A 25,970-nucleotide genomic window follows, 5' to 3' on the forward strand; every position below is an offset into this window, starting at 1 on the left:
GCCGGGCGGATGATCGAAACCGTCGATTTAGGCATCGCCTTCGGCAAGGGGCGCCTGCGCAAGCAGGTGGTGGACGGCGTTTCCTTCAGCATCGCGCGCGGCGAAAGCTACGGCCTGATCGGTGAATCCGGCTGCGGCAAATCCACCCTGTTGCGCGCACTGACCGGCCAGAACGCCCATTATACCGGCGCCATCCTCTACCAGAACCGCGAGCAGCATCCGGTGCGCGACAAGGCGTTTTACCGCCGGATCCAGATGGTATTCCAGGATCCCTACGCGTCTTTGCACCCACGCAAGATGGTGTATCACACCCTGCTGGAGCCGCTGGTGATTCACGGCATGGATCGGCGCGAGGCGCGTATCTCCGACGTGCTCCATGCCCTGGGCCTCGGCGACGCCTTTCGCTATCGCTATCCGCACCAGCTCTCAGGCGGCCAGCGGCAGCGCGTAGCGCTGGCCCGGGCGCTGATTATCGAGCCGCAGGTGTTATTGCTGGACGAGCCGACATCGGCGCTGGATGTGTCGGTGCAGGCGGAAATCCTCAACCTGCTGAAAACCCTGCGCCGCGAGCGCAACCTGACCTATTTGATGGTCACGCATAATCTGGCGGTGGTGGCCCATTTATGCGATCGGGTGGCCATCATGCACCAGGGCAAACTGATCGAGGAGATGACCGCCGACGATATCCGGGGCGCCAAGGCGACCGAGCCCTACACCCGGCAGTTTCTCGCCGCCAGCAGCCTTTAGCGCCCAGGAGCCGGTTATTATGACGACGACTCACGCAAATCAGGCCAGGGACGCCCTGCTGCTGCGCTGCGACAGCCTGGACAGCGACGCGCTGCTGATCCTGCGCGGCGGCGTTAGCCTGCTGGAATATGGCGACATGCGGCGGCGCTTTCTTTGCCATTCCATGCGCAAAAGCTTTCTCAGCGCGCTTATCGGCATCCAGGTAGCGCGCGGCGGCTTCGACGTATCGCTGACGCTGGCCGCCCTCGATATCGACGATATCAATGCCCTGAGCGACGTTGAGCGCAGCGCCACGCTTTATGACCTGCTGACGGCGCGATCGGGTATCTACCACCCGGCCAACTATGAAACACAGTGGATGACGCGGATCAAACCCCCGCGCCACAGCCAGCCGCCGGGCTGCCGGTGGAGTTATAACAATTGGGATTTCAACGCCCTGGGCAGCGCTTACCGACAGCTGGCCGGCATGGATATCCACCGGGCGTTTTTCGAGCAGATAGCCCAACCGATCGGTATGGCCGACTTCAGGCCGCAGGACGGCTGGATGGAACCGGGAGCGCATTCGCGACACGCGGCCTATCCGTTTCGCCTGTCGACCCGCGATCTGGCCCGTTTCGGCCAATTGTTTCTGCAACAGGGCCACTGGCGGGGCAAACAGATTATCCCGGCGCAATGGGTGCGCCAGAGCCTGCTGCCCTATTCCCACGCCGGCGATCGCGGTGCCTACGGCTATATGTGGTGGCTGGCCCGTGACGGCGTGGCATTGCCCGGATGCCTACTCCCAAGCGGCAGCTATTTCGCCTACGGCGCGGGGGGACATTACTGCCTGATACTGCCCGCCCTGGACGCCGTGGTGGTCCACCGTGTGAATACCGACATCGCGGGGCGCGAGGTCAACCGTTTCCAATTCGGCCAGTTAATCAATGCGGTGCTGGCGTTCCTGGCCGCACTTTCGGGAGAACAAACATGAACGTGATTGAAGCCATTGCCGCCTGGAGCCGCGCCCAGACCGGGTTCAGCGACACGGCGCGGGAGCGGGCGCGCCTGGCGATTGTCGACACGCTGGCCTGTCTTTATGCCGGGCGGCGCGATTTTTCCGCGCTCGCCGTGCGGGCGGCGGGCGAGATGTACCTGCGCCACGGCGGCCGGGCGCGCGTGATCGGCGGCGGCCGCGCCCCGGCGGCGATTGCCGCGTTTATCAACGGCACGTCGGCACACGCCATCGACTATGACGACAACTTCGGGCCGGGCATGAGTCACGCCTCGGCGGTACTGGTGCCGGCGCTGCTGGCGGTGGCGGATGAACTCGACGCCGGCGGCGGGCAACTGATCGACGCCTATCTGATCGGCCTGCAGGCGCAGGCGTTTATCGGCGCGGGAGTGGGGCCTGCGCACTACACCGCCGGCTGGCACGGCACGTCGACGGTCGGCTGCATCGGCACGGCGGCGGGCGTCGCCTGGCTGATGGGCCTGGACCAGGACGGCATTGCCCGCGCCTTAAGCAACGCCGTCAGTTTTGCGTCGGGCATCAAAGGCCAGTTCGGCACGCCCATCAAACCGCTGCATGCGGGCTGGGCGGCCCGCAACGCGGTGGACGCGGCCGTATTGGCGCAACAGGGCATGCGCGGCAGAATCGATATCCTCGAGGCGCCGCAGGGATTTGGTGAAATGTTCGGCGGCGCCGCGCCCGCCGGCTGGGACATCCCGGCCATCCTCGGCACCCGGCTGCACAGTATTGACGGCGTGGGGGTAATGCCCAAGCGCCATCCCTGCTGCGGCTCGACGCATATGATTGTCGATACGCTGTCCGACCTGCGGGAGGCCCATGATTTTACCGACGCCGACGTGGTCTCGGTAGAAACGCTGGTCGGCATCGCCAACCGGCGCAACCTGGCCTATACCGTACCGGAAAATGAGATGCAGGCGCGTTTCTCAATGCACTATTGCGTCGATACCTGGCTGCGCCACGGCGCGCTGAGCGTACAGGATTTTACCCCCGCACGGGTAGCGCGGCAAAGCGATCCGGCGCGCCTGGCCCGCGTCAGCATGCGCGCCTACAGCGCGCAGCAAGAGGCCGCTGTCCCGGCCGGCGACAAGCTGCCGCACCGCGTTACCCTCACCCTGCGCGACGGACGCCGCCTGGAAGCCGAGCGCCGCCTGGCGAAAGGCAGCAACGCGGAACCTTTTAGCGAAGGCGAGCGCAGGCAAAAATTTATCGACTGCTGCACGGACCTGGATCACGCGGCCGCCCTGTTCGACGGGCTGAAAAACCTGGGGAACGCCAGGGATCTCGGCGCGCTGGAGGCGCTGATGATGGGATAACGCTGCGGCGTCATGTGCCCGATGAACGCCGCGCGTTATCTGCTGCGCGTTTTAACCCCGCGGCGTTCCGCGGACCCGATAGCCGCTTAGCCCGCATCAACCCAAACGCTGACGCCGGCGGCGCGGCATCTGAAGATACCGGCGCCGGTCTCATCCAGCGTCACCGTCGCCTCATGCTGCCCGAGGTAATCCCGCAGGCGCCCATGGGCAAAATCAGCGCCAAGCCGCAGGCGTTTTTCGCCCTCGCCGCTGTTGGACATGATCACCACGCAGCCCGGCCGCTCGCCGGTGCCGTGGCGGTGAAAGGCCACGCAGTGCGCATCGTCGAAATAGTCGGTCTGCCGGCCGTGCGCGTACAACTGCCGCGCGCGGATTAACGCCTCCAGCCCCGGGATCGCCGGCAGCTCGATGGCGCGGACATTGCCCTCCTGGTCTTTATCCTCATAGGACGCGCCGAACAGATCGGGATAAAACACCGTCGGCACGCCCTGCTCGCGCAGCAGTATCAGCGCATAGGCCAGCGGTTTGAACCAGGGCGCCACCGGCGCCTCCAGCGCTTGCAGCGGCTGGGTATCGTGATTGTCCACCAGGGTGACGGCATGGGCCGGGTCGGCGGCCACCAGGGTATCGCTGAACACCTGCCGCAAATCAAATTCCGCGCCCTGCGTCGAGGCATGATGGAAGTTCATTTGCAGCGGCGCGTCGAACAGCATGGTTTTCCCCGCCACCTGCTCCAGATACTGCAGCAAGATCGCCGTTTTATGCGACCAGTACTCGGCGATAACCAGCATTGGCTGCGCGGCATCGGCCTGGATTTGGTCGATCCAGTCGCGGTAAAACCAGGCGGGGATATGTTTGACCGCATCCAGGCGAAAACCGTCGCAATGGGTTTCATTCATCACCCACCGGCCCCAGTGGGCCAGTTCGGCCGTGACGGCCGGATTGCGGAATTCGATATTGGCGCCCATCAGATAATCGTAATTACCCAGTTCGTCGTCCACCTCTTCGTTCCAGCCGTCGCGGGTATAGTCATTGACGATTTTGAAAATGCCTTTTTCCGCGGGATCCTCTATCAGGTCGATGCCGCTAAAGCACTTATGATCCCAAACGAACTGAGAATATTGGCCCTGCCGGGCGGGAAAGGTGAAACGGGTCCAGGCGGTGGCATCTATCGCCTGGTCTTCTATTTCTTCCCGGTCCTCGATTTCAACGCGATTGACCTGAATGCGTTCCTGCTCGTCGGCGCCCATTTTATGGTTCAGCACCACGTCAAGCAGTACGCCGATATGATGGGATTTCAGCGCCGCGATGGCCGCCAGCAGCGCCGCTTTGTCGCCATATTTGGTGGCCCGCCCGCCCTTTTGATCGAATTCGCCCAGATCAAACAAATCATAGGTATCGTAACCGACGGACTGCGCGCCGGTATCCGCTTTATAGGCCGGGGGCAGCCATACCAGGCTGATGCCGATGTCCGCCAGCCAGCCCGCCCGTTCGGCGGCTTCATGCCACAGGGTACCGCCGGCGGGATAATACCAATGAAAAAACTGCATCAGCGTCGGGTTGTGCATCCGGGACTCCATCATTAACAGGATAAAGACAGTATGGAAGAAACCCGGGCGACCACCGCACTTATTTTTCCGCCCGCCCGCTACAGGGTATCGGCGGCCCCTTCCTGCATCCTTTCCTCGTTATGCAGCCGCTGGCGCCGGCGCAGATTGGGGAACCAGGCCATCCACAGTCCCACCACCACCAGGGTGCCGATACCGCCCAGGGCCGCGGCCGGCACCGCGCCCAGCCATGCCGCCAACAGGCCGGACTCGAATTCGCCCAGTTGGTTGGAGGTATTGATAAATATCGAATTGACCGCGCTGACCCGGCCGCGCATGGCGTCGGGGGTATCCAGCTGGACCAGCGCGCCGCGAATCACCATGCTCACCATATCGAAGCCGCCGAGGGCGAACAAGGCCAGCAGCGACAGCCAGAGCGCGGTGGACAGCGCAAACACCAGGGTCGCGATACCGAACCCAGCCACCGACAGGAACATGATCATGCCCACGTTCCGCTCAAGCGCCCGGCGGCTCAGCCAGAAACCGACCAGCAGCGCGCCCAGCGCCGGCGCGCCGCGCAGCAGCCCCAGGCCCCAGGGGCCGGTATGCAGGATATCCTTGGCGAAAATCGGCAGCAGCGCGGTGGCGCCGCCCAGCAGCACGGCGAACAGGTCCAGCGAGATCACCCCCAGCACATCGGGGCGGGCGCGGATAAAGCGCACCCCGGCGAAAAGGGTGGCGAAACTGGCCGGTACGCGTTTGGGCGGCGCCTGCTCGTAGCGCAGGCGGGCGACCATCCAGATCGACACCAGGTACAGCGCGCCGATGGCGATATACACCGTGCCGGCCCCGGCGACATAAAGGAAACCGCCCAGCGCCGGACCCACCATCATCGCGGCTTCGCCGGAGGCGGCATTGGCGGCCATGGCGCGCGCCAGCATCGACGGCGGCACCAGCGCCGGCAGCATCGACTGCAACGCCGGCGCCTCCATGGTTTTGGCCACGGCGATAAAAAACACCAGGCCCAGGATAGCCAGCTCATTGGCATAATGCATCAGGGTCAGCGCCGCCAGCGCGGCAATGGCCAGCCATTCGGTTATCTGGCCGAATAATACGATGCGCCGGCGATCGAACTGGTCGGCAGCATGGCCGGCGGGCAGCGCCAGCAGCACCGACGGCAGGAACTGCGCCAGGCCAATCAGGCCGAGGTCAAACGCGCGTCCGGTCATGGTATAGATTTGCCAGCTCACCACGATGGACAGCATCTGGAAACCGAAGGCGGAGCCGGTGCGGGCCAGCCAGAATGCGACAAAAGACGGATGCCGCAGCAGCGAGTCCGAGCTGGCGGAAGCGGAAGAATGCATGGCCAATCCTGTTATCCGGTAATGAACAGACTGATCCGGCCGAAGGACATGCCCCCGGCCGGGCCGGTTAATGCGGGGAGTTTAATAAGCGATTGTTTGCTAAAACAGCGTTATAAATTTGCCCGGCGCAATAGCGACGCTACCGAAAGCGGCAACGCCAAACGTGGCGGCGGCGGGAAGACCCGCCGCCACCGCTAACAATATCGCTGGCGGCGGCGAATTAATCAAGCGGTTAGCAACAGCGCCGGTGGCCCGGCCGCCGCCGCGCCGGCGCGGAAAACGGCGGCGTCAGGACCCGCCGCGCGCAAGGGAAGGCGACGCCGCGCGCGGTTCCTGATGGGGACGATAGACGTTTACCGCCGCCGCCAGGCGTACCGTGCTATGGGACAATTCTTCAGCGGATTGGGCATATTGCTCCACCATGGCCGCGTTTTGCTGCGTGGTCTGGTCCAATTGGCCGATGGACTGGCTTATCAGGGTCAGGGCCATGGTCTGTTCTTGCGAGGAGGTGCTGATCTCGCCGATAAGGCTCGCCACCTGGCCCGCCTGCTGGACGATATTATCCATGGTGTCGCCGGCGTTTTGCACCAGTTTGCTCCCGTCCGTTATCCGCTCCACGCTGGTTTCAATCAGATCCTTGATTTCCCTGGCCGCCATGGACGATCGCTGCGCCAGCAGGCGGACCTCGCCGGCCACCACCGCAAACCCGCGGCCCTGCTCGCCGGCGCGGGCCGCTTCCACCGCGGCGTTAAGCGCCAGGATATTGGTCTGGAACGCAATCCCTTCGATAACGGCGATAATATCCACGATGCGGCGGCTGGAATCGCTGATGGCGCCCATGGTACTGATGACCTCGGTCATCCTTTCCCGGCCCTCTTCGGCGGCGCTGCTGCTCATTGCCGCCAGCGACCGGGTTTCATTAACGCTGTCGGCGCTGTTGCCGACGCTCGCCATCAGCTGCTCGGTGGCGCTGATAATCTGCTGCAGGTTATCGCCCGCCTGCTCCGTACGCACTTTCAGCTGCCGGTTCCCCGCGGCGATTTCACCGCTGGCGTTGCTGATATCCTTGATCTGGCCGCTGACATCGTCCGTCAGGGAGCGCAGGTTCAGGCCCATCTGGTTAACGCTGCGCAGCAGGTAGCCGATTTCATCGACCCGGTTGAAATAGACATATTCCCCTCTCTGGCAGGACGACAGTCTTTGCGCCTGCGCCAGGATGACGGCAATGGGTTTTCCCACCTGCCGGTGCAGCCAGCCGGAGGTCACCGCCAATCCGCCCAGGGTGACGGCGCCAAGCGCCGCCGGTCCGAGCGCGAACACGCCGGCGCCCACCGCGGGCAGCGCGGCGGCCATCAACAGCGCAAGGCGCAAACGCCAGCGCAAGGGCATTTTTTGCAGCAGCGACAGCGGCGCGAGCCAACCGGTGCGCACCAGCAGTCCCCGGTACAGCGCCAGGCGGCGGCGACCGGCCCTGCCGGAATTCATATCCTGATATAAGGCCGACGCCTGTCTGACCTCCTCGGCGGTCGGGGCGATGCGCACCGAGAGATACCCCGTGGTCTGGCCGTTATGGCCCGTCGGCGTCGCATTGGCGCGTACCCAATAAAAGTCGCCGTTCTTACGGCGGTTTTTGACCAGCGCCGACCAGGAATGCCCCGCCCGCAGCGTATGCCACATATCGGCAAACGCCGCAGGCGGCATATCGGGGTGGCGGACAATATTATGAGGCTGATTAACTAAATCCTGATAATGGTATCCAGACGCGCTGACAAACGCCGCATTGGCATAAAAAATAGTACCCTGGAGATCGGTTGCGGATTGTAATGTTGTTTCACTGTCAATCTTATACTCACTGAGAGTAACGGGATTGTTAATTCTCATCTGCACCTCATTAATAGGCGGATAAATAGACGCGGGGGCTTCAGCTCAATCGGCCCGAGGTGCAAAAACTTTATTATTATTTCAGCCGATGGGCTTATTTATCCTTAACGCGGCATTAAATAATGGTTTTAATATTTATTATTACAAATCAATAACATTGCGGCAATAAATAATAGCCTTGCGCTGGCGGGAAATAATGAAAGCGGCGGCGGGGTTTATTAAGAATATACTCAGGGGTCCACCATTATTTAGCGATGACGGGCCATTGCGGCGCGGGGGCCGGCTATTAATATAATAGCCGGCCCCGAAGGATATTATTTCGCGTCCGGCAAGGCATAGGCGATAAGATAATCGCCAAGCTTGGTGCCGAATGAACCGTGGCCGCCGGCGGCTATCACCACGTACTGCCTGCCGTTGACCTCATAGGTCATCGGCGTGGCCTGGCCGCCCGCCGGCAGGCGCGCTTCCCATAGCGCCTGGCCATTGGCCACGTTAAACGCGCGCAGGTAGTTATCCGCCGTGGCGGCGATAAAGGCGACATTGCCGGCGGTGGAAATAGGGCCGCCCAGCATCGGCATGCCCATTTTGAACGGCAGCGGCAGCGGCGAGCTGTCGCGTACGGTGCCGATGCGTTTTTTCCAGACAACCTCATTGGTCTTCAGGTCCAGGGCGGAGATATATCCCCACGCCGGCTGTTTGCAGGGGAAACCCAGCGGCGAGAGGAAGGGGTTCAGCGTCACGCCGTAAGGAACGCCGTATTGCGGCTGGATGCCGACCTCGGAACCCGTCCCCCCCTTGGCCTCATCCGGCTCCATCGGATTGCCCGGACCGCGCGGGATAAGCTTCGAGACGAAGGGCAGCGCCATCGGGTTGGCGACGGCAATCTGACGGTCGGTATCAACCGAAATACCGCCCCATTCAAACATGCCGAGGTTGCCGGGGAACACCAGGGTGCCTTGCTCGGAAGGCGGCGTAAACGGCCCCTCATAGCGCAGCTGGTGAAACATCACGCGGCAGATCAGCTGATCGTAGATAGTGGCGCCCCACATATCCTTGCCGCTCAGGTTTTGCTTGGGACGGTAGGTCAATTCCGAGAACGGCTGGGTGGGCGACAGGCGATCGCCTTTGGCCGGGCCCTGCGGCACCGGGGTTTCCGGCGCCGGCACCACCGTTTTGCCGGTACGGCGATCCAGCACAAAAATATTGCCGGTTTTCGCCGGCACATAAATTACCGGTATCTTATTGCCGCCTTCATCGGTGATATCCGCCAGGGTCGGCTGCGCCGGCACGTCCATATCCCACAGATCGTGATGCACGGTCTGGTAGAACCAGGCCAGTTTGCCGGTGGTGGCGTTCAGCGCCAGCAGGCCGCTGGCAAACCGCTCCATTTCCGGCGTACGGTTGCCGCCCCAGATATCGGGCGTGGCGACGCCAATCGGCAGATAGACTAAATCCAGCTTGGCGTCATAGGCGGCCGGGGCCCAGGAATTGGGCGAGTTCGGGGTATAGAGCTGCGCGCCTTCCGGAATGATGTTGGGGTCCTTGCTGCCGGGATCGAACGCCCACAGCAGCTTGCCGCTGTTAACGTCAAAACCGCGGATCACCCCTGACGGCTCGCGGGTGGAATAGTTATCGGTCACCGCGCCGGCAATCACGATCACATTACCGGTGACGATCGGCGGCGAGGTAGGCTCGTAGCCGCCGGCTTTGGGAAACGGCATATTGTTTTGCAGGTTCAGCTTGCCGTTGTCGGCGAAATCCGGACAGAGTTTGCCGCTCTGGGCATCCAGCGCATACAGATGGCCGTCGTTGACCGGCAGCAAGATGCGGCGGGCGCAAAGCGCCGGCTGCTGGCCCGCGGCGTTGGCCTGCGCCGCATCCGGCGTTTCATGGTAGGACACGCCGCGGCAGGTGACATGCTGGAACGACGGATCGGTTTTCAGTTGCGGGTCGAAGCGCCATCTCTCTTTGCCGGTGGCGGCGTCCAGGGCAAACAGCTTCTGGTGCGGCGTACACAGGTAAAGCAGATCGCCGATTTTAATCGGCGTCACTTCATCGGTCAGCTCCGCCGGATCGGCGGCGGTTTTCATATCCCCGGTGCGAAACGTCCAGGCCTCCTTCAGCTGGCCGACGTTTTTATCATTGATCTGGTTGAGCGGCGAATAGCGCGTCCCTTCCTGGGTGCGGCCATAGGCGGGCCAGTCGCCGTTGGCGATACCGTTGGCGCTTTGGGCGGAGGACGCCGTCTGGTCGGCGCTCAGGGTACCGTTGATTTCCTGCGGGTCGTTAAAGACCGCGTAGACCAGCACCAGCACGGTAATCAGCAGCGAGGCCAGCAGGGAGCCGCGCGCCAGCGCGTCCCTGGCCGCCAGGCGGCGGTAGATAAAGGGCAGCGCGATCCACAGGCCGAAAAAGAACGTCACGTCCAGGCGCGGCGTCAGCGCCCAGAAATCGGTGCCGACCTCCCAGAGCGCCCAAACCGTGGTGCCGAGCAGGAAAATGGCGTACAGCAACAGCGCCGCGGGGCGGCGCCGGTACAGCAGCCAGGCGGTAAGCAGCATCGCCAGGCCGGCGATGATGTAATACGGCGAGCCGTGAAGCGTGGCCAGCCAAACGCCGCCGATCAGCAGGTAGAGGCCGCTCAGCGCGGCGAATAATGCCGTCAGTATGACGAGTGTCCGTGATAACACTGTCTGTTTTTGCATAGGATGCACCTTACCAAAATGTCATGTCGATGATGTAAAGATTAAGCTAGATAGGTCAAATAGCTCTTGTTATGCCATGATTATTCAAAAACGTAGCTTAGGGTCGCGCCGCCGCCCCAGTTGCGGCCCTCGGCCGGCTCGAAATAGCGCCCGTTGCCTTCATTGACGATCACCGAGCCGACGTAGCGGCGATCGAACAGGTTATCCACCCGGCCAAACACATCCAGCGACCATTTACGCCAGTTCACCCGGTAGCCGGTATTCAGGCTGGCGACCGTATAGGACGGCGCCTGGGCGCTGTTCTGGTCATCGGCCTGGATAGCGCTCATATAACGCACCTCGGCCCCCGCATGCCACCCCGCCTCGGGCCGCCATTCCAGCGCGGCATAACTCATATTGCGGGCGATGCCCGGCAGGCGATTGCCCGCCGGCACCCGTTCATCCGGCGTGCAGCCGTCGGACGCGCAGGTGGCGTTGCGGTAGGTGGCGTCCAGCAGCGTCCATGCCATTTTCAGCCGCCAGTCCAGCGCAAACTGCTGATCCAGCGCCAGCTCCAGGCCGCGGCGGCGGGTTTTGCCGGCATTGGCGTAGCTGGTGCGCCCGCCGGTGCTCTCGGCGACCACCAGTTCGTGGTCGGTATTGGTCTGGAACACGGCGGCGGTCAGCAAGCCGTAGCCGATACGCGTCTTACTGCCCAGTTCAAACGTATCGCTGGTGGCGGGCTTTAGCGCGGTGTTCAGGCCCGGCTGGCCGTCGGGGCGGTAGGAGAGTTCATTAATGGTGGGCGTTTCAAAACCGCGCCCGGCAGAGAAATACAGGTTCCAGGCGGGGTTGACGGCATAATTCAGCGAGCCCATCGGCAGCAGGCGATGATAGCGGGCGCTGCCGCTGTCGTCGCCGTTGGCGCCGGTGATGTAGTAATCGCGGGAATCAAAGCTGACCGTGCTGTAGCGCAGCCCGGCATCCAGCGTCCAGCGCGGGGTCAGGTTCCAGGTGGTTTGCAGGTAGGGATCGAGATTCCACATACGGTTTTTCTCGTTGCGCCGCAGGGCGCCCTTTTCCCCGTAGGTGATGCCGTCGTCCCGGGCAAGATAGTTTTCGAACCCCTGGCGCCGCTCGGTCATGGTTTCATAATCCAGCCCGCCGGTAAGCGTGACCGGTACCGGCCCCAGGTTATCCTGGTGGCGCCAGCGCGTATCTATGCCCTGGTATTTACGCTCCAGCACGATAACGCCGCCGGCATGGTTGGGGTTGAGCTGCGCCGACAGGGGAATGGACTGGTACTGGGTGGTATGGCGCTCGCCATGGTACGCCAGCAGGGTCAATTCGTCATTGGCGCCCATCTCGCGCTGATAGCGCAGCCCCGCCTGGGTCTGGTCCAGGGTCTTGCGGGTGTTGTACTGGTCCGCGCGCGGCGACTGGCGCGGGTTGTCATGCCATTCGTCCGCCGTCAGGCCGCCCGGATCGCCGGCGTCCACGGACACGCTGTTAAACATCAGCGTCAGCGTGCTGACGTCATCCAGGCGCACGCCCACCTTGGCGTTGCCCAGGTTTTTCTGCGTGGCGCTGTGATCGCGAAAGCCGTGGGTGGTAAAGCGCGAGGCGGATACCGCGTAGTTCACGTCCCCGGCCTGGGTGCCGTCGCCGGTGGCGCCGGTGGCCTTGACGCTGTTGCGCCAGGTGCCGTAGCTGCCGTAGTAGGTGCCGGCCTCAAGCGTCGCCGGCTGGGCGCCGGTCTGGGTATCGATATTCACCACGCCGCCGGATGCGTTGCCATACAGCGCCGAATACGGGCCGCGCAGCACCTCCACCTTATCCACCGAGTTAAGATCGATATTCGAGGTCTGTCCCTGCCCGTCCGGCATGGTGGCCGGAATGCCGTCCACATAAATCCGCACCCCGCGCACGCCGTACATCGAACGGCTGCCGAAGCCGCGCACCGACAGCTGCAGATCCTGCGCATAGTTTTGCCGGTTCTGGATTTGCAGGCCGGGCACGCTGCCCAGTCCTTCCGACAGGTTCACCTGCGGGCTGCCGTTGCGCAAATCCTGGCCGTCGACGACGCTGACCGCCGCCGGGGTATACAGCTCGGACAGGCCGCTGTGCGGTTTCACCACCATCAGCGTCGAGGACGGCGAATCGGCGGTCGCGCCGCCGTTCGGGGCGCCAGCCGGTGTCCCGGTGCCGGCGGCTTGCGCAAAACATACCGCCGCCGGCGGTAACAGAAACAATGGTGTCAGGAGCAGCGCGGATGTTTTCGTGTTCAATGGCGTGATTCGGTAAGAAAAGTTTATAGGTCAAAAGTATAGAGCGACTTTACCATTTTGCCTTACTGTCAAGCCATGTAAAGATGTTGAGGAAATGTTAATGCTTGCCGCCTGTGGCCGGCTTAAGCCGGCGGCGGGCCGGCGTCCGGGAGCAAAAATCGCCATAACGGTGCAAGGTATTAACATCCCCGCCCGCGCCCGCGGCGATCGCGGCGCGCCGTCCTGGCGGCGGCGGCGGGTTTTACCTGTGGCGCCAGTAGGTTAGGCGCGCCGGGACATAGGGAGAAAAATGCGCGGTTTTCGTGCAGCGCCATCCCTGTCGCGGTGCAGTGAGAAATAATTTTACCCCTTGTTTTTTATTGAAAAAACGGCGTTGACAACGCCATATTTTCCTTCTTATAGTGAGCCTGACTTATCCGCAAGAACGCCAACGATGTCGGCTTGTGGTTATGGCAATAGAGCCCTGCAATGTCATGTGACGTTGCTGGGTTTTTTTTTGCTTTTTTTTCAGACCTTCAACGCCCGGGGTAACTATGTCCAGAATGAAATGTCACTACGCTACGCTTTCACTCGCCTTGGCGGCCGCATTGGCCATAACCTGCCCGGGTGTGGCGGGCGCCGCGGAAAAAGCGATTAAAATCGGCTTGCTGGAAGACGCGTCGGGCAACTTCGCCCTGCCCGTTATTCCTAAGATCCACGCTACGGAGCTGGCGGTGGAAGAAATCAACGCCAAGGGCGGTATCATGGGACGCCCGGTTGAACTGGTGAAATATGACACCCAATCGGACAATACGCGCTTTCAGCAAATGGCGCGCCGCCTGATTAAAAATGACAAGGTGGATGTGATTTTCGGCGCGTTCTCCAGCGCCTCGCGTGAAGCCATCAGGCCGATCATGGACCGCGAAAAGCAGCTCTACTGGTACAACAACCAGTACGAGGGCGGCGTATGCGACAGCAACGTCTTCGTCACCGGCGCGGTGCCTGAACAGCAGTTCTCGACCCTGATCCCCTGGATGATGGAGAAGTACGGCAAAAAAGTGTACACCATCGCGGCGGACTATAATTTCGGGCAGATCTCCGCCGAATGGGTGCGCAAGATCGTTAAGGAAAACGGCGGCACCATGGTGGGCGAAGAGTTTATTCCGCTGAGCGTATCGCAGTTCGGCCAGACCATCCAGAACATCCAGAAAGCCAAGCCGGACTTTGTGATGACGCTGCTGGTCGGCGCCAACCAATCCTCCTATTACGAGCAGGCGGCGGCGGCCAAACTCAACCTGCCGATGGGCAGCTCGGTGAACGTCGGCCAGGCTTACGAACACAAGAGGTTTAAAGCGCCGGCGCTGAAGGATATGTATGTCACCGCCAACTATATCGAGGAAGTCGACAGCCCCGCCAGTAACGATTTCAAAAAACGCTTCCACGCCAAATACCCGAACGAGCCTTATATCAATCAGGAGGCCGCCAACGCCTACGATGCCGTTTACCTCTACAAGGCCGCGGTGGAAAAAGCCGGCGGCACCGATATGACGGCGGTGCGCAAGGCGCTGGAAAGCGGCGATATTTGTACCGACGGTCCTTCCGGCAAAGTCTGCATCGATCCAAAGAGCCACCATCTGAGCCATACCATCTACCTGGCGCATGTGAAGGCCGATCACTCCATCGAAATCCCGAAGGTATGGAACGATATCAAGCCTTACTGGCTGGGGGACGCGGGCTGCAACCTGCCGGTGAAACCCGACGCCAGCCAGTACACCCCGTCCAATCCGCCCAAGGCGTAACGCGGGACTGTAACGGGGAAATCGCCGCGGGACGCGGCCTTCCCCGACGTTATTCCTATTGATGAGGATGGCCAGCGGATGTTCACGCTCTCGTTTATCTATTCAATGATTTATCAGTTCGGCGATAACTTTGCTTATCTGGTGCTGGCGGCGCTGGGGCTGGCGGTGATTTTCGGCATGATGGGGGTGATTAACCTCGCGCATGGCGAGTTCATCATGTGCGGGGCCTATGTCACCATCTTGATGACCAAGGCCGGTCTGCCCCTGCCGGTATCGATGCTGCTCGGCACGCTGGCGGCCGCGTTTGCCGGCGGCGTAATAGAGCGCCTGGTGGTGCGCCATCTTTACGGCCGGCTGCATGATTCGGTGGTGGCGACCTGGGCCATCAGCCTGATCGTGCAGCAGGCCATGCTGCTGATCGCCGGCCCGTCCCTCGAGGGGCTGTCCACCCCGCTCGGCTCCTTTACGCTCGGCGACTATTCCTTTGCCACCTACCGCGCCATTTTGCCGCTGATCGCCATCGCGGTGCTGCTGTTGCTTTATGCCCTGTTCTTCCATACCAATTACGGCGTCTGCGCCCGGGCCACGATCCAGAATGCCCGCATGGCCTCCTGCCTGGGACTGGAAACCGACCGCATCTATACGCTGACCTTTGCCCTGGGCGCGGGGCTGGCCGGTCTGGCCGGGGCGATTTACGCGCCGACGCTGACCGCCGTCCCGACCATGGGCAGCAGTTTTATCGTGCAGGCGTTCGTGTCGGTGGTGGTGGGCGGGGCCAATGTGCTGGTTGGCACCATTCCTGCAGCGGTGGCGCTGGGGGCCATTCAAACCGGCCTGAATTCATGGTACGGGCAGCTCGCCGGGCAAATCGGCCTGCTGGTTACCGCCGTACTGGTTATCCGCCTGCTGCCCAACGGCGTCGGCAGCCTGTTTACCCGCAACCGATAGGAGCTGACCTTGACCTTATTATCCCGCTCCCCCGCGGCCGACGCCGCGACAAGACCGGCTTGCGGCCGGCGCGCAACGATTGCCCTGCTGGTGCTGGCGGCGGCATTAGCGCTGCCGCTGGTGGTCGACGGCGCCACCGTCGGTGACTTTTCCTATTTCCTGCTGTGGACATTCTGCGCCATTGGCCTTGCCGCCATGTGGGGCCACGCGGGCATCCTCTCCTTCGGCCAGACGGCGTTCTTCGGACTGGCCGGCTATACCTACGGCGTCATGACGCTAAATTTCGGCGACGGCGCCCTCTCCACCTGGGCGGGGCTGGCGGTGGCGCTGGCGGTGGCCGCCGCCGTCGCGGCGGCGCTGGGCTACCTGATGTTTTACGGCGGCGTGACCGGCATTTTTATCGGCATCGTCACCCTGTCGTTTACGCTGGTCATGGAAACCTTTATGTCGCAGACCGCGGGGCCGCAATGGGCTATCGGCACCGCGCGGCTCAACGGCTTCAACGGCATGTCCGGCATGCCGCCGCTGGCGCTGCCGTGGTTTGACGGCGCGTCGTTCCCGCTGGAGGACAATGCCTTTTATTATCTGGTGGTCCTGTTGCTGGCCGCGGTGTATGCCGCGGTGCGCGGGCTGCTGCGCTCAAACTTCGGCCTGACGCTGGCGTCGATCCGCGAGAATCCGCGGCGGGCGGAAATGCTGGGGATAGACATCCGCCGCTATCAGCTGCTGGTGTTTGTGCTGGGCGGCGTGTTGTCGGGGCTGTCCGGCGCGCTTTATACCTTGTGGGGGTCGTATATCACCCCCTCTTCGATGGGTCTGACCGCGGCCGCCATGCCGGTTATCTGGGTGGCGACCGCCGGGCGCAGGAATATTTTCGGCACCGTGGTGATAACCGCCCTGTTGGTATGGCTGTCCCAATGGCTGGCCATCTACGGCAGCGAATACGCGATGATTTTGCTGGGCGCCATTCTGCTGTTTGTGGTCCTGGCGGCGCCAAACGGCCTGCTGCCCTGGCTGGGCGGGAAAATCACGCGCGCCGCCGGCAGAGATAAGGAGACGCATGATGAGTCTTGATAGGGCGGACCAAACGGATCGGGAACCCATCCTGGAAAGCCGGGGATTAAGCAAACGCTTCGGCGGCATCCGGGTCATCGACGGCGTGGATATGCAAATCCGCCAGGGCGAGGTGCGCTGTGTTATCGGGCCGAACGGCGCCGGTAAAAGCACCTTTTTTAAACTGCTGACCGGCGAGCACGCCCCAAGCGACGGCGAGATTCATTTTCTCCGGCGGCGCCTGGATAAGCTGGCCCCCTTCCAGCGCATACGCATGGGAATGAGTATTAAGTTCCAGATTCCCGGCATCTTCGCCGACCTTACCGTGGCGCAGCATCTGCAATTGTCGCTAAGCCATCTGCGCCCGGAGGCGCGCCCGAATGCCGCCGGCGTTGACGAACTGCTGGAGCGGTTCAAGCTGACCGCCGAAGTCCGCCAGACGGCGGGTAATCTTTCCCACGGCAAAAAGCAGTGGCTGGAAATCGCCATGGCGGTGTCGCTGCAACCGCGCCTGCTGATGCTGGATGAACCGGTGGCCGGTCTCTCGATCGAGGAGACCTATCTTACCGGCGAACTGATCAAGCAGATGCAGCGGGACGGGCTGACGCTGATGGTGGTGGAACATGATATGACCTTTGTGCGCCAGATTGCCTCGCGGGTGACCGTGCTGCACGGCGGCAGGGTGTTCGCCGACGGCGACGCCGCGGCGGTGCTGGCGCGCGACGATGTCGCGGATATCTATTTGGGGAAAGCCGGATGAATGACGTCCTTTTGCAAGTCAACCAGGTCAGCGGCGGCTACGGCGGCAGCCTGGTGTTGAACGGTGCGAGTTTATCGCTTTACCCGGCGGAGGTGCTGGGCATTATCGGGCGCAATGGCGTGGGTAAAACGACGCTGATGCGCGCGCTGATAGGGCTGATGCCGCTCAGCCAGGGCAGCATATTCCTGGGGGAAACGGATATCACCGCCGCCGCCCCCCAGCGTCGGGCCAGGCTGGGCATCGGCTATGTGCCGCAGGGGCGCGAGGTTTTCGCCGGCCTGACGGTGGCGGAAAATTTGCGCGTCGGCATGCAGTTCGTGCGCGAGCACCGCGAGCTGGCCGATGGCCTGCTGGAGCAGGTGCTGGATTACTTTCCGATCCTGCGCCAGCGGCTGCGGCAGAAAGCGGGCACCATGAGCGGCGGCGAGCAGCAGCAGTTGGCGATTGCGCGCGCCCTGGTCGGCGCGCCGAAAGTGCTGCTGCTCGACGAGCCTTCCGAGGGCGTACAGCCCTCGATTGTCCATATCATCGCCGACACGCTGCTGCGCATCGCGCAGGAGCTGCGGGTGGCGGTGATCCTGGTGGAACAGGATATCGCCATGATCCAGCGGGCGGCCCGGCGCTGTTGCGTGATGGATAAAGGCCGGGTGGTCGACACGCTGGATAAAGCCCAGCTCTGCGATGACCAGATCATGCGGCGCCACCTGGCGCTTTAACCCCGACGGCCCGCGCCGGGCCCATTATGATTGAGAAGAGGACGACCTGATGAAATGGCTTGACGATTCAATTATGTACCAACGCGGCGTCGGTTCCGGCCGCACGCCCGTCACGCATCATCTGACGGAAGAGATGCAGAAAGAATTTCACTACACTATCGGACCTTATTCCACGCCGGTGCTGACCATAGAACCGGGCGATCGTGTGATTGTCGATACGCGCGATGCCTTTGAGGGCGCCATCAGCTCGGAGCAGGATATCCCCAGCCAGCTGCTGAAGATGCCGTTTCTGAATCCGCAAAACGGCCCGATCATGGTCAGCGGGGCGGAGAAAGGCGATGTGCTGGCGGTGCATATCGAATCCATGCTGCCGCGCGGCGCCAACCCGTATGGCATCTGCGCCATGATCCCGCATTTCGGCGGGCTGACCGGCACCGATCTTACCGCCATGCTCAACGATCCCCTGCCGGAAAAAGTGCGCATGATTAAGCTCGACGGGGAAAAAGTCTACTGGAGCCAACGCCACACCCTGCCCTATAAACCGCATATCGGCACGCTGAGCGTTTCGCCTGAAATCGACTCCATCAACTCGCTGACGCCGGATAATCATGGCGGCAATATGGATGTGCCGGATATCGGTCCGGGCAGCATTACCTATCTGCCGGTACGCTCGCCGGGCGGACGCCTGTTTATCGGCGATGCCCACGCCTGTCAGGGCGACGGCGAAATCTGCGGCACCGCGGTGGAATACGCCTCGGTAACCACCATCCGGGTCGATCTTATCAAAGGCTGGCGGCTGGCGTGGCCGCGCATGGAAAATGCCACCTCGATCATGAGCATCGGCAGCGCCCGCCCGCTGGAAGACGCCACCCGCATCGCCTATCGCGACCTTATCTATTGGCTGGTGGAAGATTTCGGCTTCGAGCAGTGGGACGCCTATATGCTGCTCAGCCAGTGCGGCAAAGTCCGCCTCGGCAATATGGTGGATCCGAAATACACCGTGGGCGCCATGCTCGATAAACATCTGCTGGCGTAGTTTCTTTACGTCCCGGCGCGGGCGCGTGCCGGGATACGGCTTCCGACCCTTTCCACCGGGTTCCGTCCCGGCCAACAAGCAGGTGCACATGGGTTCAGCAACACCGATTAATATTGGCTTACTCTACTCCACCCTCGGGGTGACGGCGGCGCAGGAGCAGTCGCAAATGCGCGGCGCCACGCTTGCCATCGAAGAAGTCAACCAGCAGGGGGGGATCCACGGCCGGATGCTGAATGCCATCCATCTCGATCCCCACTCGCAGGACAGCCGGTTCCGCCAGTTGGCCGAGCAGCTGATTGTCGAACACAACGTCAACGTGATTTTCGGCGGCTACACATCCAGCAGCCGTAAAGCCATGTCGCCGGTCGTGGAGAAATACCAGCGTCTGCTGTTCTATCCGCAGTTCTATGAGGGGTTCGAATTTTCCGAGAATATCATTTACGGCGGGGCCGCCCCCAACCAGAACTGCGTGCAGCTGGCGGACTACCTGGCCAGCCGTTTTGGCGCGCGGGTTTATATGATTGGCTCGCGTTATGTCTACCCCTACGAATGCAACCGCAATATGCAGGAGCTGATATTGCAGCGGCCGGACGGCGCGGTGGTGGGCGAGCGCTATCTGCCGATGGACGCCAGTTACGACGCCTTTCCGCCCATCATGGCGGAGATAAAACACAAGCGGCCGGATTTTATCTTCAGTACCGTGGTCGGCCAGACGGTGCCTTTTCTTTACCAGGCTTATCATGCCGCGGGCATCGACCCCGAACGCATGCCCATCGGCAGCCTGAACACCTCTGAAACTGAAATCGCCATCATGGGCGCGGCGCTCGGCGTCGGCCATTTTACCTCGGCCACCTATTTCCAAAGCGTGGAGAGCGCGGCGAATACCGCGGCGCTGCGCCGTTTCCACGCCAAGTTCGGAGAGGATATTCCCACCGATATGAACTGGGAAGCGTCCTACAGCCAGGTCCATCTTTTCGCGCGCGCGGCCAGGGAATGCCGCAGCGATCGGCTGTCGCGCCTGATGCCGGCGCTGCGTGGCTGCGAATACGACGCGCCCCAGGGACGCGTGCGCATCGATCCGCTCAACCAGCACACCAGCCTTTACCCGCGTATCGGCCAGGCGAACGCGGCCGGCCAGTTCACCATTCTCCAGGAGTCGCGTCGCCGGGTGGCGCCCGACCCGTATATGACGCATCAGATCCAGGGCGACTGGATCACCAAACAGACGAAAATGGAGCCGCCCAATGCGCCTTAATACGTCGCGCACCAGCGCGGACGCCTTGTTATTAAGCCGCGGCATCCGCTGTACGGTGCTGCATCCGGATAACGAGGACGGCGAAACCCTGACCAATCACCTGCGCCGCATGGGTTTCAAGGTGCGCGCCTTCTGGCCGGTGCCGGAACACCTGCCCGCGGATACCGATCTGATTTTCCTGGCGCTGCGATCCGATCTGCCGGAGCCGGAAGTGCCGTGGCTGGACCTGGGCAAACACGCGCTGATTTCAGTGATCGAGTACGAAAACCCCACGTTTATCGATACCGCGCTGCGGCTGGGCGCCGGCACCACGCTCACCACGCCGGTGCGCGCCACCGGCCTGCTCTCGGCCATGGTGTTCGCGCTGCATCACGCCCACCGGCGGCGGCAGATGTCCGACCGTATCGAGCGCCTGGAGAAAAAAGTGCTGGGCCTGCGCCAGGTCGGCGAGGCCAAGGCCATTTTGATGCGCATGCACGGCATCGGCGAGGAGCAGGCGTATGAGATCCTGCGCCACCAGGCCATGGATAAACGCATCACCGTGGAAGAGATGGCCCGCGCCCTGATCCAGGCCAACGATATCTTTTCCTGGACGACGCCCGGCACGCCCGGCGGCCGGAAATAACACGCCGTCATGACGGCGACACACTGACTGATGAAGAGGATAACCATGCCTGCACACCCTTATCTTGCCGCCGCCGTTCAGTTTGAGCCGACGCTTGCGTGCAAAGAAGACAATATCCAACGCCTGCTCGCACTGGTGGAAGAGGCCGCGCAACGGGGCGCCCGGCTGATTACCACGCCGGAAATGGCCACGACCGGCTACTGCTGGTATGACCGGCGGGAGATAGCGCCGCTGGTGGAATCCGTACCAGGCGCCACGACGGCGCGGTTCGCCGCGCTGGCGGCGCGTTACCGGTGTTATATCGTGCTGGGCATGCCGGAGGAGGATGAGGAAACCACGCTTTATTACAACAGCGCGGTGCTTATCGGCCCGGACGGGATCGTCGGCACCCACCGTAAAAGCCATCCCTATATTTCCGAACCCAAGTGGGCGGCGGCGGGCGATCGCGGGCATCAGGTCTTCGATACGCCTATTGGCCGCATCGGCATGCTGGTGTGCATGGATATTCATTTTCCCGAAACCGCGCGCCTGCTGGCCCTGGACGGCGCCGATATTATCTGCCATATCAGCAACTGGCTGGCGGAGCGCGCACCGGCCCCTTACTGGATCAGCCGCGCCATGGAAAACAGCTGCTATCTGCTGGAGAGCAACCGCTGGGGACTGGAGCGCGGCGTGCAGTTCAGCGGCGGCAGCTGCCTTATCGAACCGGACGGGCGCATTGCGGCGGTGGTGGATTACGGCGACGGCATCGCGCTGGGGGAAATAGACCTGGCGCGCAGCCGTGAGCGCCGGGTGCTGGGCGAGCCGGTGTTCAGCCAGCGCCGCCCCGATTGTTATCATCAATTGCTCAGCGACAGCTTCCTGTGGAATCCGCAGGATTTTTTCGGCCTGTACGGCCACCGTCCCCTGCCTGCCGGTAAGACCAGCCGCATCAGCGTGGCCCAGTTCTCACCGGGCGCCCGGGTGGCCGACAACCTGGCTTGCATCAGCGCCATGGCGCGGGAGGCGGCGGAGCGGCATGGCAGCGAACTGGTGGTCTTCCCGCAGCGTGCGCTGACCGGGCCGCTCGCGGGCGGCGCCGGCGCGCTGCCGCTTGACGATGCGGCGGTCGGCGCGCTGATCCGCCTGGCGATGACCCTGCGGGTACATCTGGTGATCGGCATGGCGGAGCGGGACGATAACGGCTGCTACAACACCCAGCTTCTGCTCGGTCCCGCGGGCATGGTGGGCAGCTATCGCCAGATGCATCTGTCCGCCGAGGACCGCGCATGGGCCAACGCCGGCGATGACTGGCGGGCGTTCGACACCCCCCTGGGCCGTATCGGCCTGATGTTGGGCAATGATGCGCTGCTGCCGGAGCCGGGCAGGATCCTGGCGCTGATGGGCTGTGATATCCTCGCCTGCTCGGCCGCGCTGAAAGACGGCTTTACCGGCGCGCATCCCGGCAGCCGGGTACGGCAAAATTACCCGATCCCCACCGGCGCAGATCCGCTCCACTGGCATCTGCTGCGCACCCGCGCCGGTGAAAATAATGTCTATCTCGCGTTTGCCAACAGCATTAACGAAGCTGGCGACGCGGGAGGCTTCAGCGGCGTATTCCAACCCGAAACCTTCGTCTTTCCCAGGCAGGAGCGCGTGATGTGGCGGGAACAGGGAACGGCGACGCAAACCATCGATACCGCGTCGGCCGCCGGCGGCGCTTATCCCACCAACGTCACGCGCCGCAAGGACCTGGTGGCGATGCGCCAACCCCACCATTATCTGGGGTTGATCAAGTAACGCCGTGGGGAAAAATCCTGCGCCGCCGGCAGGATGTCAGCCCTTACTATTAATGGGACGAGATATAGAGTCCGGCGGGCTGCGCCGGCGGCACGGCAAAATGCGTTTTCATGCGCCGGACCTCGTCCACCGGACTCAGGCCGAACAGCCGTTTGAATTCCCGGCTGAACTGCGATGCGCTTTCGTAGCCTACCTCGACACATGCCGCCGCCGCGGTCATATTGTTGCGCACCATCAGCAGGCGGGCCTGATGGAGGCGCAAGGATTTCTGGTATTGCTTCGGCGAGGTATGGGTCACCGCCCTGAAGTGGGAAAAAAACCCCGGCACGCTCATGCCCGCTTCATTCGCCAACTGCTCAACCGTTAACTGCCGGTTAAAGGTGGCGTGAATGCGGCGGATCGCCCGGGCAATCTTGCCGAACTGTCCGCGCATCGCCAGCGCCGATCGCAGCGCCCCGCCCTGCGGCCCGCTCAACACCCGGAAATAGATTTCCCGCATCAGCGCCGGACCGAGGATTTCCGCCTCCATCCGATCATCCATGGCTTCCAGCAGGCGCAGCACGGCGTCGCGCAGTTTGCCGTCCATCGGCGTCGACATCAGGCTTTCCGGTTTGGCCGGGGGTCCGGCGTCCGTCTTCAGCTGGTCAATCTGCAGCATCAGGTCGGCGGCGACGGTAAAATTCAGGTGCATATAGATGGCCAGCAGCGGCTCCTGCGCGCTGGCGTCCGTTTCCATGGTAAACGGCACCGGCACCGCCACCGCCAGGTAGTGCCGGGCGTCATAGCAGTAGATCCTGTCGCCAAGGTATCCCCGCTTTCTGCCCTGGCAGACGATAACAATACCCGGATCGTACAGCACCGGCACCCGGCTAAGCGGCCGGTCGGAACGCAGGAAGCGCACATCCGGCAACGGCGACTGCGTATAGCCCTCCGCGGGCGCAAGTTTAGCCAGTAACGCCACGATGCGATCCTGGCGGTCATTCGCGGCAAAATGGTCAATTGTCATGGGCGCCGTCCGCTCTGCGCTGATTGAATACCCTAGCCTGAGAAAATAGCATATTTATAGTTTCAGGCAACATATGCCGACTAAAGGGCATCTCCATTCGCTGCCAATCCTATTACTATGCAAATCACCGGCGGCGCCGGTTAAGACCTCTCCCGGTTCGGGACGATGATCCTTGCCGCGCCGGCCGGATTGAATATCCAATCAGGGGAGCAGGCTATGAGTGATGTAAAAACAATTTTTATTACCGGCGTCAGCAGCGGCTTCGGTCATGCCTTGGCCGGGCGGGCCATGGCGGCGGGTCATCGCGTCGTCGGGACCGTGCGCGGTGACGCGGCCAGGCGGGAATTTATCGCGCGGGATCCGGCGCATGCCGTGGGCCGCATCCTGGATGTCACGGATGTTGCCGCGGTTAACCGCGTGGTGGATGACATTGAATCCGCCGTCGGCCCCATCGACGTGCTGGTCAACAACGCGGGTTACGGCCATGAAGGCATCTTGGAGGAATCGCCGCTGGAGGAAATGCGCCGCCAGTTCGACGTAAACGTGTTCGGCGCCGTCGCCATGATCAAGGCGGTGCTGCCGTATATGCGTAAACGGCGCGCCGGGCACCTTATCAATATCACCTCCATGGGCGGTTTTATCACCATGCCGGGCATTGCCTACTATTGCGGCAGCAAGTTTGCGCTGGAAGGGATTTCAGAGACGCTCGGCAAAGAACTGGCGCCGTTTTCCATCGCGGTCACCGCCGTGGCGCCCGGTTCGTTCCGTACCGATTGGGCCGGCCGCTCCATGGTGCGTTCGCCCAGGAGCATTGCCGATTACGATGGGCTGTTCGATCCCATGCGCAAGGCGCGGGAAGAGAAAAGCGGGCGCCAGTTGGGGGACCCGCTGAAAGCGGCCGATGCCATCCTGGCGCTGATCGCCAGCGCCAGGCCGCCGGCGCATCTGCTGCTGGGCAGCGACGCGCTGGCCCTGGTGCGCGCCAAGCTTAAGGATTATGCGGCGCAGATCGACGACTGGGAAAACGTGACGCGGTCGACGGACGGCTAGCGCATCCCCTGGCCAACGCGGTGGTTATCTGGACGACAGGGTGACCAGAGGGCCCGCGCCGCCCTGGCGCGCCCGCCCGACCGCCTCGCCCAGTTGCCATACCGCCATGGCGTAATGGGTGCTGTGGTTGTAGCGGGTAATGGTGTAAAAATTGGGCAGTCCATACCAGTATTGATATTGGGTACCGAAATCCAGGCGCAGCAGGCTGGCTTCCTGATAACCGCCGAGGGATCCCTGCGGGCTCAGGCCGGTGGCCGCCAGGGTGGCTACCGGATAACGGGTCTGGAAACCCTGGTCGAGGAACGGCGCCTGGCCGCTGGCGGGCACCGCCACCGCGCCGCCCTCGACCCAGCCGTGGGCCTTGAAATAGTTGGCGACGCTGCCGATGGCGTCCACGGGATCCCACAGGTTGATATGGCCGTCGCCGTCAAAATCAACCGCATAGCTTTTAAACGACGAGGGCATAAACTGCCCGTAGCCCATGGCGCCCGCATAGGACCCGCGCAGCGCCAGCGGGTCGTCCCCTTCGCTGCGGGACATCAGCAGAAACGTTTCCAGCTCGGAGGCAAAATAATCGGCGCGGCGCGGATAGGCAAAGGCCAGGGTGGCCAGGGCGTCGATAATGCGCGTCTTGCCCATGACCCGGCCCCAGCGGGTCTCCACGCCGATGATGCCGACGATAATTTCCGGCGGCACGCCGTAGACCTGGCGGGCACGCTCCAGGGCATCGCTATACTGGTTCCAGAACGCCACGCCGTTTTGCACATTGTCGGGGGTAATGAACTTACTGCGGTAGCGCAGCCAGGCGCCGTTCGGGCCCGACGGCGGCAGGCCGACCGGCGCCTGGCGATCCATCAGCCGCAGCACCCAGTCAAGGCGCTGGGTCTGAGCCAGGACATCATGCAACTGCTGGCGAGCGAAGCCGTGCTCGCGCACCATTTTATCGATAAAAGCCTCGGTGGCCGGGTTAGACGCAAAATCCCCGGCCAGGAGCGGGCCGGTATGCTCCGGCCGCAGCAGGAATCCGCCTTGGGCGGGGCTGCCGATAGGAAGATTTTCCGCCGGCTTCGGCTTGCTGCTACAGGCGGAAAGTAAAGCGAGCAGGGGAAGCAGTGTCGCCAGGTAACGCAT

20 protein-coding genes are annotated in these 25,970 nt (G+C 62.5%); 13 read left to right on the forward strand and 7 right to left on the reverse strand.

The window, feature by feature from the left end; all coding sequences use genetic code 11:
* Positions 1–9: 9 nt before the first annotated feature.
* Genes ABUK12_RS07145 through ABUK12_RS07155 form a run of 3 tightly spaced genes read left to right on the forward strand, consistent with a single transcriptional unit; the run spans position 10 to position 3,069 of the window.
* The gene (locus ABUK12_RS07145; RefSeq protein ID WP_410016573.1) at positions 10–747 is read left to right on the forward strand and encodes an ABC transporter ATP-binding protein; all 738 of its coding nucleotides are present in this window, start codon (positions 10–12) and stop codon (positions 745–747) included.
* Between the two features lie 19 nt (positions 748–766).
* On the forward strand, positions 767–1,717 hold the full coding sequence (locus tag ABUK12_RS07150) for a serine hydrolase domain-containing protein (protein ID WP_410015629.1): 951 nt from the start codon (positions 767–769) through the stop codon (positions 1,715–1,717).
* A complete protein-coding gene (locus ABUK12_RS07155; protein WP_410015630.1) occupies positions 1,714–3,069 on the forward strand; it encodes an MmgE/PrpD family protein in 1,356 nt (451 codons plus the stop codon). Before ABUK12_RS07150 ends, ABUK12_RS07155 begins: the two co-directional genes overlap by 4 nt.
* Before the next feature lie 86 nt (positions 3,070–3,155).
* Here the strand turns inward: ABUK12_RS07155 and amyA are convergent, their stop codons facing one another.
* The 5 genes from amyA to pqqU form a co-directional block, all read right to left on the reverse strand.
* On the reverse strand, positions 3,156–4,637 hold the full coding sequence (gene amyA / locus ABUK12_RS07160) for an alpha-amylase (protein WP_410015631.1): 1,482 nt from the start codon (positions 4,635–4,637) through the stop codon (positions 3,156–3,158).
* A gap of 80 nt (positions 4,638–4,717) precedes the next feature.
* Positions 4,718–5,980 (reverse strand): MFS transporter, encoded by a 1,263-nt coding sequence (locus ABUK12_RS07165; protein WP_410015632.1) that lies wholly within the window; start codon positions 5,978–5,980, stop codon positions 4,718–4,720.
* A 288-nt stretch (positions 5,981–6,268) separates the two neighbouring features.
* Positions 6,269–7,861, reverse strand: a complete 1,593-nt coding sequence (locus ABUK12_RS07170; RefSeq protein ID WP_410015633.1) for a methyl-accepting chemotaxis protein — start codon at positions 7,859–7,861, stop codon at positions 6,269–6,271.
* A 314-nt stretch (positions 7,862–8,175) separates the two neighbouring features.
* Positions 8,176–10,566, reverse strand: coding sequence for a glucose/quinate/shikimate family membrane-bound PQQ-dependent dehydrogenase (locus tag ABUK12_RS07175; protein WP_410015634.1), 2,391 nt, complete (start codon positions 10,564–10,566; stop codon positions 8,176–8,178).
* A gap of 80 nt (positions 10,567–10,646) precedes the next feature.
* A complete protein-coding gene (gene pqqU, locus ABUK12_RS07180; RefSeq protein WP_410015635.1) occupies positions 10,647–12,833 on the reverse strand; it encodes a TonB-dependent receptor PqqU in 2,187 nt (728 codons plus the stop codon).
* A 533-nt stretch (positions 12,834–13,366) separates the two neighbouring features.
* Between pqqU and ABUK12_RS07185 the strand changes: the two genes are divergently transcribed.
* From ABUK12_RS07185 to ABUK12_RS07225, 9 genes are all read left to right on the forward strand, one after another.
* Positions 13,367–14,611 carry an urea ABC transporter substrate-binding protein gene (locus ABUK12_RS07185; RefSeq protein WP_410015636.1) on the forward strand — a complete coding sequence of 415 codons (1,245 nt, stop codon included), beginning with the start codon at positions 13,367–13,369 and terminating at the stop codon, positions 14,609–14,611.
* A 78-nt stretch (positions 14,612–14,689) separates the two neighbouring features.
* Positions 14,690–15,559: an ABC transporter permease subunit gene (locus tag ABUK12_RS07190; protein ID WP_410015637.1), complete on the forward strand. Its 870-nt coding sequence runs from the start codon at positions 14,690–14,692 to the stop codon at positions 15,557–15,559.
* Between the two features lie 78 nt (positions 15,560–15,637).
* The gene (locus ABUK12_RS07195; protein ID WP_410016574.1) at positions 15,638–16,633 is read left to right on the forward strand and encodes an ABC transporter permease subunit; all 996 of its coding nucleotides are present in this window, start codon (positions 15,638–15,640) and stop codon (positions 16,631–16,633) included.
* Positions 16,623–17,372 carry an ABC transporter ATP-binding protein gene (locus tag ABUK12_RS07200; RefSeq protein WP_410016575.1) on the forward strand — a complete coding sequence of 250 codons (750 nt, stop codon included), beginning with the start codon at positions 16,623–16,625 and terminating at the stop codon, positions 17,370–17,372. Before ABUK12_RS07195 ends, ABUK12_RS07200 begins: the two co-directional genes overlap by 11 nt.
* Entirely contained in the window at positions 17,369–18,088 is a 720-nt protein-coding gene (locus ABUK12_RS07205; RefSeq protein WP_410015638.1) for an ABC transporter ATP-binding protein, read from the forward strand. The genes ABUK12_RS07200 and ABUK12_RS07205 overlap by 4 nt, the downstream gene beginning before the upstream one ends.
* A 49-nt stretch (positions 18,089–18,137) precedes the next feature.
* Positions 18,138–19,124 carry an acetamidase/formamidase family protein gene (locus tag ABUK12_RS07210; protein ID WP_410015639.1) on the forward strand — a complete coding sequence of 329 codons (987 nt, stop codon included), beginning with the start codon at positions 18,138–18,140 and terminating at the stop codon, positions 19,122–19,124.
* Between the two features lie 88 nt (positions 19,125–19,212).
* Positions 19,213–20,379, forward strand: a complete 1,167-nt coding sequence (locus ABUK12_RS07215; protein WP_410015640.1) for a transporter substrate-binding domain-containing protein — start codon at positions 19,213–19,215, stop codon at positions 20,377–20,379.
* Positions 20,369–21,004, forward strand: a complete 636-nt coding sequence (locus ABUK12_RS07220; protein ID WP_410015641.1) for an ANTAR domain-containing response regulator — start codon at positions 20,369–20,371, stop codon at positions 21,002–21,004. The genes ABUK12_RS07215 and ABUK12_RS07220 overlap by 11 nt, the downstream gene beginning before the upstream one ends.
* Positions 21,005–21,049: 45 nt before the next feature.
* Complete coding sequence (locus ABUK12_RS07225) at positions 21,050–22,783, forward strand: nitrilase-related carbon-nitrogen hydrolase (RefSeq protein WP_410015642.1); 1,734 nt, start codon at positions 21,050–21,052, stop codon at positions 22,781–22,783.
* Between the two features lie 49 nt (positions 22,784–22,832).
* Here ABUK12_RS07225 and ABUK12_RS07230 read toward each other — a convergent pair whose 3' ends face one another.
* Positions 22,833–23,789: an AraC family transcriptional regulator N-terminal domain-containing protein gene (locus tag ABUK12_RS07230; RefSeq protein ID WP_410015643.1), complete on the reverse strand. Its 957-nt coding sequence runs from the start codon at positions 23,787–23,789 to the stop codon at positions 22,833–22,835.
* A 216-nt stretch (positions 23,790–24,005) separates the two neighbouring features.
* On the opposite strand from ABUK12_RS07230, the gene ABUK12_RS07235 reads away from it, so the two are divergent.
* The gene (locus tag ABUK12_RS07235; protein ID WP_410015644.1) at positions 24,006–24,839 is read left to right on the forward strand and encodes an oxidoreductase; all 834 of its coding nucleotides are present in this window, start codon (positions 24,006–24,008) and stop codon (positions 24,837–24,839) included.
* Between the two features lie 24 nt (positions 24,840–24,863).
* On the opposite strand, the gene mltB is transcribed toward ABUK12_RS07235, so the two are convergent.
* Positions 24,864–25,970 carry a lytic murein transglycosylase B gene (gene mltB / locus ABUK12_RS07240; protein WP_410015645.1) on the reverse strand — a complete coding sequence of 369 codons (1,107 nt, stop codon included), beginning with the start codon at positions 25,968–25,970 and terminating at the stop codon, positions 24,864–24,866.

This window comes from Sodalis sp. C49, assembly GCF_046352915.1.
In the GTDB taxonomy this organism is placed as follows: Bacteria; Pseudomonadota; Gammaproteobacteria; order Enterobacterales; family Enterobacteriaceae; genus Acerihabitans.